Consider the following 12,404-nt stretch of genomic DNA (forward strand, 5'->3'; position numbering starts at 1 on the left):
AGTTTTCCGGGCCAAGAACATCCCGAGGTTGCCGATCGTTTGCCGCAGAATGGCATACCGCGGACAGACTCCTGGCCCTCAGCTTCCCTTTATTGTCTTGTCCCAGGGCCTCTGCTAAGATCGTCCTGCCCAGTTACTTATGCCGCGCACCCGACGCACACGTCCATCGCCCGCCCGCGCCCGTGCTCTCTCGACGATCCTCAAGCGCATCCGCCTCTTCGCCACCGACGTCGACGGCGTGCTGACCGACGCCGGCATGTACTACACGGAAGCCGGGGATGAGCTGAAGAAGTTCAACACGCGCGACGGGATGGGCATCAAGCTCCTGCAGCGCGCCGGCCTCGTGACGGCCTTGATCACGCAGGAAGAGACCAAGCTGGTCGCCCGGCGGGGAGAGAAGCTCGCGATCCCCGAGGTGCATCAGCGGGTCCATGACAAGCTGACCCGCTTGCGCGAGCTCGCCGAGCGCTATCAGTTGACGCTCGACCAAGTCGCCTACATGGGGGACGACGTCAATGATCTCGACGCGCTCACGGCCGCCGGCTTCTCCGCCACGCCGGCCGACGGCATCCCGGAGGTGCAGCGGGTCGTCCATTACGTCTGCCGGCACAAGGGGGGGGAGGGCGCCGTCCGTGAGGTGGTCGACCTGATCCTTGCGGCTCAAGTGGGATCGACGGAACGAGTGTGGAGGATGAAACGAGAGGCAGGGCCATGAGCGCGACGTCCCATCTGTATGCGGTGATCCTTGCCGGTGGAAGCGGCACGCGGTTCTGGCCGTTGAGCCGGCATCTCTATCCCAAGCAGTTGTTGCGCATCATGGGCGGGGAGACGCTGATCCAGCAGACCATGCGGCGGGTGCTGAGTTGCGTCGCGCCCGATCACGTGATCATTTCCACGAACACGATGCAGGCCGATTCCATCCGCTTTCAGCTCGCCGAGTGGAAGGACGCGCTCCACGGCAACTTTTTCCTGGAACCGGAGGGCCGCAACACCGCGCCCGCGATCGCCTACGCCGCCAGACGCCTGCTGGACCGCGATCCCGACGCCTGCCTGTTGGTGTTGCCCGCCGATCACGTGATCAAGGAGACGGCGCGGTTCCGTGCGGCCGTCGCCTTGGCCGTGGAGATGGCGGAGCGAGGGCACCTGGTGACGTTCGGCGTCAAGCCGACCCGACCGGAGACCGGATACGGGTATATTCAGCCCAAGCGGCGCGTCCGGTTGGCCGCCGCGCGCACCCTCGTCGGGCATCCCGTCGCTCGCTTCGTCGAGAAACCGGACGTGAAGACGGCGGAACGGTACCTCCGCTCAGGGAACTACTATTGGAACAGCGGCATGTTCGTCTGGCGGGCCTCGGTCGTGCTCGACGAGCTCATGCGCCACCAACCGGGTCTGATGAAAGGCATGCGGCGGCTCTTCGACCTCGATGCGGCGACCGCGGGCGAGGCCTTTGCCGAGGCCTACCGCCGGCTGCCGTCGATCTCCATCGACCACGGCGTGATGGAGCGGTCCTCGCGCGCGGCCGTGATCCCCGTGACCTTCACCTGGTCGGACGTCGGGAATTGGAGCAGCCTGGAGGAGGTGGCGCCGAGGGATCGATCCAACAACGTCGTGAGCGGAAAAGTCATCGATCTCGACAGCCGCAACTCGGTCCTCTATGCCGACCAGCGCGTCGTGGCGACGATCGGGCTGGCCGACATGATCGTGGTCGATACCGCCGACGCCACCCTCATTTGCCCCAAGTCCCGCGCCCAGGACGTCAAGCGGGTGGTGGAGGTCCTCAAGAAGCAGGGCGCGCCGGAGCACTTGGAGCACCGCACCGTGTTTCGGCCGTGGGGCTCCTACACCGTCTTGGAGGAGGGGCCGGGCTACAAGGTCAAGCGGGTGACGGTCAATCCCGGCGGGCGGCTGTCGCTGCAAATGCACCATCAACGGAATGAACACTGGGTCGTCATCGCCGGGACGGCGCGCGTCACGCGGGGCGACGAGGTGTTCGACCTGCCGGTCGGCCGCAACACCGTGATCCCCGTCAAGACGCCGCACCGCCTCGAGAACCCCGGATCGGAAACCCTGCACATCATCGAAGTGCAAAACGGCGCCTATCTCGGCGAAGACGACATCGTGCGCTTCCAGGATGATTATGGGCGGCGTTAGGTCGGTTGGTCCGTTGAGTCCGTTACGTCAGTTAATTCCGCTGTGGATTGAGCAAACAGAACGAACCGACTGAACAGACCAACGGACGAAACGGACTCAACGGAATAACAGCTTCAAACGCATAGACGCGATGAAGGTGGAGCGTTTCGAAGATTTGGATTGTTGGAAGCAGGCGAGAATCTTGACTCGACTCACGTACGAACTCTGTCGCAGTGGAGGACTAAAGGCGGACGGGAGGTTTCGTGATCAGTTGACCGGGGCATCGCTCTCCGTTATGAATAACATTGCCGAGGGTTTTGGGAGCCAATCGAACGCCGAATTCAGACGGTTCCTCACATACGCACGGCGATCGGTCTCGGAAGTTCAATCCTGCCTCTTCGTTGCTCTGGACTGTCATTCGGTCCATGAAGAGCGCGTCGAAGCCGTCTATCGGCAAGCGGAAATCACCAGAAAAGTCATTGACGGCCTCCTCCGATACCTGCGTGCTTCACGAACACGACCATCGGCTGATGAGCGACGACCGATCGAACGGACCAAACTGACCCAACGGACCTAACGGACCAAACAGAGATCATGGCTCTCTTTCGCGAATACGACATTCGGGGGATCGTCGGCCGGGACCTGACGGAGGACGTGGCGGAGCGCATCGGTCGGGCGTATGCCACCGTGGCGCGCGGTCAGGGCGTGAAGACGATCAGCGTGGGGCGAGACGGCCGGGCGAGCTCGCCGATGCTGCGGGAGCGCTTGCTTCGCGGCCTGACCGCCGGCGGGCTGGATGTGATCGACATCGGCCTGTGCCCGACGCCGGTCTTGTACTTCTCCCTGTTCACGTTTCCGGTGGACGGCGGCGTGATGATCACGGGGAGCCACAATGCCGGCGAATACAATGGCTTCAAGCTCTGCATCGGCAAGGAAGCCTTGCACGGCGAGGAGATTCAGCAGCTCCGGACGGTGATGGAGGCCGGCTCGTTTTCATCCGGCGCCGGCACGGTCACGGCCCGTCCGATCATCCCCGAGTATCTGGGCCATCTGAAGCAACACTTCGCCGCCGTCGATGCCCGGCGGCTTCACGTCGTCATCGATTGCGGGAACGGGGCGGCGGCCTTGGTCGCCAAGGACGCGCTGGAACAGCTCGGCTGCCGGGTCACGGCGCTCTATTGCGAGGTGGACGGGCGGTTCCCGAATCACCATCCCGATCCCACCGTCGTGGAGAACCTCGAGGATCTGATCCGGACGGTGAAGGAGACCGGGGCGGACGTCGGGATCGGTTACGACGGCGATGCCGACCGAATCGGCGCGATCGATGAGCAAGGGGAGATACTCTGGGGCGACCGGCTGATGGTCATCTTTTCGCGCGAGATCCTGGCGGCCCGTCCGGGAAGTACGATTCTCTCGGAAGTGAAGGCGTCGCAAAGCCTCTACGACGATATTCAGAAGCGCGGCGGGCGGCCGATCATGTGGAAGACCGGCCACTCCTTGATCAAAGCCAAGATGAAGGCCGAATCGGCCGTCCTGGCGGGAGAGATGTCCGGCCACATGTTCTTTGCGGACCGGTACTTCGGTTACGATGACGCCATCTACGCCTCCTGTCGATTGGTCGAGATCCTGGCGAAGGCCGGAAAGCCGTTGTCCGCGCTGATCGAAGACCTGCCGGTCACCGCGGTCACCCCGGAAATCCGCCTGGACACTCCCGATACGATCAAATTCGACCTGGTGAAGCGGGTCCAGTCGCGTTTGGTGGAGCAGGCTCGGTCCAAGCGCCCGATCGGTCCCGGCCTCACGATCCGGGACGTGGTGACCATCGACGGCGTCCGGGTGATCTTCGACGAGGGGTGGGGGCTGATCCGCGCGTCCAATACGCAGCCCGCGCTGGTTCTGCGGTTCGAGGCGTCGTCACAAGACCGGCTCAACGCCATCCGCCGTGCGATCGAGTCCGAGCTGGAGTCGGCCCGTCAGACCTTGAACAGCCCGTGAGCCATGCGGGCCAGCCGAGTGACACGACCAACCATCGGACCTCGCTGTTCATTCCTGGCCCCCTTCCTCGTGTCCGCGGTCCTGGTGCTCTCCGGCAGCGTCGCGCGCTCCGAATCCACGCCCGCCTCGAATTCCATCCACCCCTTTGCGGTCGGTGAGCGGCTGACCTATGCGATCACGTTTCTGAACCTGCGGGCGGGGACCGCGGTGATGGAGGTGCAGGAGTCGGGGCCCGTGGAGGGGCGGCCGGCGCTGAAGCTCCTGTCGACGGCCGTGTCGAGCCGGGTCGTCTCGAAATTCTATCCGGTCGACAACCGCGTCGAATCGGTCATCGACGCGGAAACGATGGCGCCCTTCCGCATGGTCTTTCACCGCCGGGAAGGGAGGAAGAAGAATGACTTCGACGTCACCTTTCGCCATGCCGACGGACGGGTGGTGTCGATCAAGGACGGCGTAGGGGAGGTCCTCCCGATTCCGCCGGCGACGCACGATCTGATCTCATGCCTCTACTACATCCGCCACGTGCCGTCGCTCGACCCGGGAACCTCCGTCGTTCTCAACCTCCATCATGACAAGAAGAACTATCACGTCGAAGTGCGGGTCGAAGCCGTGGAACGGCTGCGGACGGCGGTGGGGGAGGTGGAGACCCTTCGATTGCTCGTGATCATGCCGTTCCAAGGGCTCTTTCTCAACGAGGGCAACATCCGAGTCTGGCTGACCCGAGACGCCCGACGGCTGCCGGTCATGATGAAGGCGAAGATCATCATCGGTTCCGTCATGGCCCGACTGATCGACTCCTGATCTCAGCGTGGCTTCCAAGGGCCCTCGCCTCCCGCTCCGCCTCGTTCACGCTCCTCGCTCCAGCCTTCCCCCGAGACCGCCTTTAGAGGGTGGCTACTAGGTCCTTCCGGTACATCAACGTCTGATTGCGCCTTCTTGCACAAAACCATATAATCGTAAAAACGCGGAGAAGGGGGAGCGATGCATCAAACACCCGTCACCTTGACGAGGCACCTCATCGAGCAGCAGGCCGTCCACCCGGCTGCCACCGGGGAATTCTCGACGATCATGGCGCAGCTCGCGCTGGCGGGGAAGATCATCAGCCGGGAGCTGGGGCAAGCCGGCCTGACCGACGTCCTCGGGCTGACGGGAGAGACCAACGTTCAAGGTGAGCAGGTTCAGAAGCTCGACAAGCGCGCCAACGAGACTTTCGTCCGGGTCTTCGAATACTACGGCGGCCTCGTCAAGGCCTTGGTGTCCGAGGAAATGGAGAAGCCGTGGGAAGTCGGGGGGTATCCCTCCACCGAGCGACCCCACGGCAAGTACGTCATCTTCCTGGATCCCCTGGACGGCTCCTCCAACCTCGACGGCAACCTCACCGTCGGCTCGATCTTTTCGGTCCATCGGTATCAACCGCAGGTCCCCGGCGACCTTCAGGGTGGCCTGCTCAAGCCGGGGGCGGAGCAGGTGGCGGCCGGCTATCTGCTCTACGGGCCCAGCACGCTCCTGGTGTACACGAGCGGGGCCGGGGTGTATCAATTCACCTTGGATCCCGGGATCGGCGAGTTCGTGCTCTCGAGGAGCCGGATCAAGATGCCGGCGCGTGGAAAGGTCTACAGTGCGAACGAGAGCAATATCGAGAAGTGGCCGCAGGGGGTTCAGCGGTTCGTGGCCTACCTGCGGGAGAAGGACCCGGCGTCCGGTCGGCCCTATTCGTCCCGGTACTCGGGCTGCCTGGTGGCCGACGTGCACCGGTTTCTGAGCAACGGCGGCATCTACCTCTATCCCGGCGAGGCGAACAAGCCCGAGGGCAAGCTTCGGCTCATGTACGAGGCGGCTCCGCTGGCCTTCGTGATCGAGCAGGCCGGCGGAAGCGCAAGCACGGGGACCCAGAAGATCTCCGAGATCCGACCGACCACCGTACACCAGCGGGTTCCGCTCATCATCGGAAGCATCAAGGACGTCTCCACGGCGGAGGCGTTCATTCAGGGGAAGCGTTGATTGTAAAGAACCGTTAGGTCGGTTAGATCAGTTGAGTCCGTTTGAGTTGTAAAGACCGTTAGGTCCGGGAGGTCGGTTATGTCAGTTTTGTCCGTTGGACTCCAAGAACCGACTTAGCGGACTGACCTAACCGACCTAACCGACTCAACGGACCTAACGGCCTCAACGGTCCTAACTGACATACGCTCTTTTTTATCTTCGGAGGTCATCATGAGCCAGCGCGTGCGTGACATCTTAAGCTGGTATGGAAGCGATAATCCGGGCACCAAGGCCAACCTCGCTCGGCTGCTCCAGCATGGAAAGCTCGGCGGGACCGGGAAACTCGTCATCCTGCCCGTCGACCAGGGCTTCGAGCATGGCCCCGCCCGGAGCTTCGCGCCCAACCCACCGGGCTATAACCCCCTCTACCACTTCGAGCTCGCCATCGAGGCCGGCTGTAACGCCTATGCGGCGCCCCTGGGATTCCTCGAGGCCGGAGCCGATCACTATGCCGGGACGATTCCTACCATCCTCAAGCTGAACAACCATGACGTCCTCCATGAGGACAAGGATCCGATTCCAGCCGTCACCGGGAGTGTCCGGGATGCCTTGCGCCTGGGCTGTTCGGCGGTGGGCTATACGATCTATCCCGGCTCGGTCCATTGCACCACCATGTACCAGCAGCTCCGGGAGATCGCCGAGGAGGCCAAGGCCAACGGATTGGCGGTCGTGGTGTGGTCGTATCCGCGTGGCTCCGGCTTGAGCAAGGAAGGCGAGACTGCAATCGACGTCGTCGCCTATGCCGCGCAGATCGCCGCCCAGTTGGGGGCGCACGTCATCAAGGTGAAGTTGCCGGCCGACCACATCGAGCAGTCGGCGGCCAAGAAGGTCTACGAGGCCGAGCAGATTCCAATCAAAACCTTACCCGAACGGGTGCGCCACGTCGTGCAGAGCGCCTTCAACGGCCGTCGGATCGTGATTTTCTCCGGCGGCGCAAAGAGCGCCGAGGCCAACGTATTCGAGGAAGCCCGGGCGATTCGCGACGGCGGCGGGTTCGGGTCCATCATCGGTCGGAATTCCTTCCAGCGTCCGAAAGCGGAGGCCGTGAAGTTCCTGCAGACGATCATGGGCATTTACGCCGGCGAGATCCCGTGAGAAAGACCGAAGCTGAGGGTCAGGTTGAGGAGCGACGATGATGGCGCTCAACCTTATCCTCAGCCTTCACCTCAACGTCAACCTGCCTTCCATCGAGCGCACGTGAACGGCTACGAACCGCCCAGATCGGGACGCCGACGAGTTTCGTCCCTCGGGATCAGCGCCTTGCTCCTCGCGGTGGGCGTCATCATTGGGCTGGCGGTCGCGTCGGACCTCGGATGGCTGCCGTTCGGGCATGCCGTCCCGGAGTCCACCGAGCGCCGTGCTGCTCCGGCCCCGACCCCCACGCCCGTCGCCGTTCCCCCGGCCGTCGTCGTCCCCGATACCGACCACAACTTCGTGCGGGTGGCCAAGGCGGTGACGCCGGCCGTCGTCAATATCTCGACCACGCGATCGGGGCGCGAGGGCGGCGGCCATGCCATGCCGTTCGATGACCCGCTGTTCCGTCGATTCTTCGGGGAGGAATTCTTCCGCCGGTTCGAAGCCCCCCGGGAACGTCGGGAGCGCAGCCTTGGATCGGGCGTCATCGTCGATCCCAGCGGGTTGATCATCACGAACAATCACGTGGTGAATCGCGCCGATGAAATCAAGGTCGTCCTGTCGGACAAGCGGGAATTCCGGGCCAAGCTGATCGGGATGGATACGAAGACCGACCTCGCGCTGCTCAAGGTGGAAGCCGAGGGACTCCACACGATTCCGTGGGGCGACTCGGACGGCTTGGAGGTCGGCGAGTTCGTGCTCGCGGTCGGGAACCCGTTCGGACTGAACCAAACCGTCACGATGGGCATCGTCAGCGCCGTCGGACGGGCGAGTATGGGGATCGCCGAGTACGAGGACTTCATTCAGACCGACGCGGCGATCAATCCGGGTAATTCGGGGGGCGCGCTGGTCAATGCCCGCGGCGAGCTGATCGGGATCAACACGGCGATCTTCAGCCAAAACGGGGGCAACATGGGGATCGGTTTTGCCGTCCCGAGCAGCATGGCGCGGTCGATTCTGGAGCAACTGGTCCGGACGGGCAAAGTGGTCCGTGGGTGGCTCGGCGTGTCGATTCAAGAGCTGTCCGGCGATCTGGCCCAACAGTTCGGAGTCGTCGACGTCAAAGGCGTGCTCGTGAGCGAAGTGCTGGAGGGCAGCCCGGCCAAGCGCGCGGGGATCGAGCGCGGCGACCTCATCGTCGAGTACGACGGTAAACCCGTTGAAAGTCCCACGCAGCTCCGAAACGCCGTGGCGCGGACCGCGGTCGGCAAAAAAGTTGCCGTCAAAGTAGTCCGCGACAAACGCCCCAAACAGGTGGACGTCACGATCGTGGAGCAGCCGAGCTCGGTGGCCCAGGCGGGAAGCGACGAGCCCGAACCGTCGGTCGCGCCCGCCGGCGTCTTGTCCGATCTCGAGGTCCGTGACGTCACCTCGGACATCGCGCGTCGCCTGGGGCTGGGGCGGAGTGAAGGAGGGATCGTGATCGTGAAGGTTCGCCCGGGCGGTGCCGCCGAAGAGGCCGGGCTGAAGGACGGCGACCTCATTCTCGAGGTGAACCGGCGTCCGATCACGAATCTGAAGGCCTATGAGCAGGCCGTTTCCCGCCTGCCGAAAGACCAAGCGGTGCTCTTGCTCATCAAGCGGCAGGGCCGAACGAGCTTCGTCACGGTCAGGCCGTAATCGGGGCACATGCGACCACAACCAAACGACGAAAGGGGGTGGAACGCCATGATACGACGAATAGCCTTCGTCTTGATCAGTGCGCTCGCCGGCATGGCCCTCTTCATTCGTGGTGGAGAACCGAACAGCACGTTACTGGTCGAGGGGTTTATTCTCGGTGCGGCGACCGGCGGACTCATTTTGTTGGGCGAATATGCATTGCAGCGGCTGTCGTTCGGCGTCATTGCGGGAGGGACGGCGGGTCTGGCCGTCGGGCTTCTTTTGACCGGATTGGTGGAATGGGTCGGCAGCGTGGTGTTCGACGTCCAGACCGTGCTGTTTCATATCACGGGCCTTGTCTTCTTGTTGGGGCTGCCGTATTTGGGGCTCGTCCTCGGCGCCAAGTTCGGGCATGAAAAAATCGCCGGACCGCCGAAGCGGCCGGAGCAGGGGCTCGATGTCGTCAGCCGAAAGATTCTGGATACCAGCGTCATCATCGACGGCCGCGTCGCCGACCTCGTCGAGACGGGATTCTTGGAGGGGACGTTCTTGGTCCCCCAGTTCATCCTGCACGAGCTCCAGCACATCGCCGACTCCTCGGACTCGCTGAAGCGGGCTCGCGGGCGACGGGGATTGGATATCCTCAACAAGATGCAGAAGATGGTGGACGTGGACGTCCGGATCGTGGACGACGATTTTCCGCACGTGAAGGACGTCGACTCGAAGATCGTCGTGCTCGCCAAGAAGGTGGGCGCCAAGGTCATCACCAACGATCTGAACCTCAACAAGGTCGCCGAGCTGCAGGGCGTCCGGGTCCTCAACATCAACGAGCTCTGCAACGCTCTGCGGCCGGTCGTCCTGCCGGGCGAAACCATCCGGGTCTTCGTGCTGAAGGAGGGTAAGGAAGCGGGGCAGGGTGTCGCCTATCTCGACGACGGCACGATGATCGTCGTGGACAACGCCAAGCGCTGCATCGGACGCAACGTCGACGTCGTCGTCACCAGCGTGCTGCAGACGACGGCGGGCCGGATGATCTTTACCCGCCTCAAGGAGGAGACCGAGAAGGAGGAATTCCAGATCGCCCGTGGGTAGCCGGAGTGTGTCGGACAGTGACGCGTCGTCGACAAAGCCCAAGCACTCGCGGCCGCCGGCACGGCTCTCGGCCCCGAAAGAGACGGGACGTCGTGCCTCCGTGTCGGGCGCCGACAGTGTGAGAGAGGCCCCTGCGCAGCGCGACCAGGGGCCATTCCAGCACCCTCGCGCCGCTGCCGTCGTTCCGGCGGCGGGGCGGGGGCTCCGCATGGGGGGAACCGTCCCCAAACAGTTCCTGGCCTTGGGCGGGCTTCCTCTTCTCGTGCATTCCCTCCGCGTGCTCGAGGCGTCCCCCGCAGTCACGGACATCGTTCTTGCGGTTCCATCCGCCGAGCGGCAGTACTGCCTCGACGAGATCGTCACCCGCTATCAGCTCCATAAGGTCCGCAAAATCGTCTCGGGGGGAGAGCAACGGCAGGATTCGGTCCGCCACGGACTCCTGGAGGTCGAATCCGATGTCGAGGTGGTCCTCGTGCACGATGCCGTGCGGCCGCTCCTGACCGGCGACATGGTGACGAAGGTGATCGAGCAAGCGGCCAAACACGGCGCCGCGATCGTCGCGATTCCCATGCGGGATACCGTCAAGCGCGCGGGAGCCGACGGCATGATCGAAGGGACGTTGGACCGAGGCCGGCTCTGGCTCGCCCAGACGCCGCAAGCCTTCCATCGTGCCCTGCTCCATGACGCCCATCGCAAGGCGCAGCTCGATGGGTTCCACGGGACCGATGATGCCCAACTGGTGGAGCGGTTGGGGCACCGGGTTGCGATCGTCGAGGGCAGCAGCGAGAACATCAAGATCACCCGGCCCGAAGACCTCGGAATCGGCGAAGCCATCCTGGCGGCACGGGGCGGGTGAGGCAAGAAAGGAAGTAAGTAACTGGTAAGTGGTAACTGAGCGTGCCGGGAAACCACTTCCACTTACTGAGTTACTCACTTACTCAATTACCATTTCCATTTTGGAGATCTCTTCATGCGCGTCGGCTTGGGGTATGACATCCATCCTATGGCGCCGGGACGGAAGCTGATCCTCGGCGGGATCGAGATCGCCCACACGCAGGGGCTCGTCGGGCATTCGGATGCCGACGCGCTCGTCCATGCGGTGTGCGACGCCCTGCTCGGGGCCATGGGGGAAGGGGACTTGGGAACGCACTATCCGAGCTCGGATGCCCGCTACAAGGACGTGTCGAGCCTCACCCTGCTGGAAGATGTGGCGGGGATGCTGGCACGGAAAGGCTACCGGCTCGTCAACCTCGACACCGTGATCATCGCCCAAGCGCCCCGCCTCGGCCCCCATCTCGCCCGGATGCAGGCTCGGATCGCGGACGTGCTCAAGGTGAAGGCCGACTGCGTGAACGTGAAGGTGAAGAGCGGCGAGGGGCTGGACGCCATCGGGCGGGAAGAGGCGATCGCCGCCCACGCGATTTGCATGATCGAATCGTCTGCGGTACCCTGAGGCATGCTGCGAGCAATTCGGCAAGACCTGCGCGCCGTCTTCGATAGGGACCCGGCGGCCACCAGCACGCTGGAGGTCATTCTCACCTATGCCGGGTTTCACGCCCTGCTCGCGCACCGTCTCGCTCACTGGCTCTGGACGCACCGGGTTCCCTTCCTCCCCCGGGCCATCTCCCAACTCGCCCGCCTGCTCACGGGGATCGAAATCCATCCGGCCGCGACCATCGGCAAGGGGTTTTTCATCGATCACGGCGCGGGAGTGGTCATCGGGGAGACCGCCGAGATTGGGGACTATGTGACCCTGTTCCAGGGGGTCACCCTGGGAGGGACCGGAAAAGAACGAGGGAAGCGGCACCCGACGCTCGGCAACCACGTGGTGGTCGGGGCGGGGGCCAAGATCCTCGGCGGCATCCGGATCGGCGACAACGTCAAGGTCGGGGCCAACTCCGTGGTCCTCAAGTCCGTTCCACCCAATTCCACGGTCATCGGCGTCCCGGCGCGGGTCATCAAGATGGAAGGGGCGCGGCTCCCTGAAGCCACCATGGACCATACGAACATCCCGGATCCGATCATCGAGCGGTTCGAAGCCCTCGAGCGCGAGCTGATCGAGCTGCGCAAGAAGCTGGACGATCGCGAACCCTCCCGCTGACCCCTGCGCCGAGCGCGCTCCCGCCTCATGTGCCTCCGTCACCCGGTCGTGACTCCGCTCGGTACCTCTCCGATGCGATATCCATGGTTCTGCCCGGCCGTCTCTAGGTCGCCAGGCAGGACGTCGTGAGTGAGCGATTCAGCACAGCCCGCTCGGCTCACTCGTGATCACGGTGTGCCGTCACAACACGGGTCTTTTCGGCCTCAGCCAGGCGACGGGCGGCCCACCGACGTGCAGCCAATGTGATGCCAATAATATTCCTGGCTTATGGGCAAGTCCCTTGCTCTTTGTCGCGCGAAGCCGTGCTCGCTGG

General features: G+C 63.7%; 12 protein-coding genes. All 12 read left to right on the forward strand.

Translation table 11 applies throughout. The features are described from left to right. The first annotated feature begins 139 nt into the window (after positions 1-139). The 12 genes from ACWHYV_RS06040 (at position 140) to cysE (ending at position 12,091) form a co-directional block, all read left to right on the forward strand. Positions 140-715 (forward strand): KdsC family phosphatase, encoded by a 576-nt coding sequence (locus ACWHYV_RS06040; RefSeq protein WP_447979757.1) that lies wholly within the window; start codon positions 140-142, stop codon positions 713-715. Then, the gene (locus ACWHYV_RS06045; RefSeq protein WP_447979758.1) at positions 712-2,151 is read left to right on the forward strand and encodes a mannose-1-phosphate guanylyltransferase/mannose-6-phosphate isomerase; all 1,440 of its coding nucleotides are present in this window, start codon (positions 712-714) and stop codon (positions 2,149-2,151) included. The genes ACWHYV_RS06040 and ACWHYV_RS06045 overlap by 4 nt, the downstream gene beginning before the upstream one ends. A gap of 130 nt (positions 2,152-2,281) precedes the next feature. Beyond that, positions 2,282-2,707 carry a four helix bundle protein gene (locus tag ACWHYV_RS06050; RefSeq protein WP_447979759.1) on the forward strand — a complete coding sequence of 142 codons (426 nt, stop codon included), beginning with the start codon at positions 2,282-2,284 and terminating at the stop codon, positions 2,705-2,707. A gap of 17 nt (positions 2,708-2,724) precedes the next feature. Next, positions 2,725-4,125, forward strand: a complete 1,401-nt coding sequence (locus ACWHYV_RS06055) for a phosphomannomutase/phosphoglucomutase (RefSeq protein WP_447979760.1) — start codon at positions 2,725-2,727, stop codon at positions 4,123-4,125. Positions 4,126-4,143: 18 nt separating this feature from the next. Continuing rightward, positions 4,144-4,926: a DUF3108 domain-containing protein gene (locus ACWHYV_RS06060; protein WP_447979761.1), complete on the forward strand. Its 783-nt coding sequence runs from the start codon at positions 4,144-4,146 to the stop codon at positions 4,924-4,926. Positions 4,927-5,106: 180 nt separating this feature from the next. Beyond that, entirely contained in the window at positions 5,107-6,126 is a 1,020-nt protein-coding gene (fbp, locus tag ACWHYV_RS06065) for a class 1 fructose-bisphosphatase (protein ID WP_447979762.1), read from the forward strand. Positions 6,127-6,336: 210 nt separating this feature from the next. Beyond that, on the forward strand, positions 6,337-7,260 hold the full coding sequence (locus ACWHYV_RS06070; protein ID WP_447979763.1) for a class I fructose-bisphosphate aldolase: 924 nt from the start codon (positions 6,337-6,339) through the stop codon (positions 7,258-7,260). 102 nt (positions 7,261-7,362) lie between these two features. Then, entirely contained in the window at positions 7,363-8,919 is a 1,557-nt protein-coding gene (locus tag ACWHYV_RS06075) for a DegQ family serine endoprotease (RefSeq protein WP_447979764.1), read from the forward strand. A gap of 48 nt (positions 8,920-8,967) precedes the next feature. Next, a complete protein-coding gene (locus ACWHYV_RS06080; RefSeq protein ID WP_447979765.1) occupies positions 8,968-9,990 on the forward strand; it encodes a PIN domain-containing protein in 1,023 nt (340 codons plus the stop codon). Between the two features lie 208 nt (positions 9,991-10,198). Then, positions 10,199-10,846 carry a 2-C-methyl-D-erythritol 4-phosphate cytidylyltransferase gene (gene ispD / locus ACWHYV_RS06085; protein ID WP_447979766.1) on the forward strand — a complete coding sequence of 216 codons (648 nt, stop codon included), beginning with the start codon at positions 10,199-10,201 and terminating at the stop codon, positions 10,844-10,846. Between the two features lie 114 nt (positions 10,847-10,960). Then, positions 10,961-11,443 carry a 2-C-methyl-D-erythritol 2,4-cyclodiphosphate synthase gene (gene ispF / locus ACWHYV_RS06090; protein WP_447979767.1) on the forward strand — a complete coding sequence of 161 codons (483 nt, stop codon included), beginning with the start codon at positions 10,961-10,963 and terminating at the stop codon, positions 11,441-11,443. A gap of 3 nt (positions 11,444-11,446) precedes the next feature. Next, on the forward strand, positions 11,447-12,091 hold the full coding sequence (gene cysE / locus ACWHYV_RS06095; RefSeq protein WP_447979768.1) for a serine O-acetyltransferase: 645 nt from the start codon (positions 11,447-11,449) through the stop codon (positions 12,089-12,091). Positions 12,092-12,404: the final 313 nt, after the last annotated feature.

This window comes from Candidatus Nitrospira bockiana (assembly GCF_965152565.1).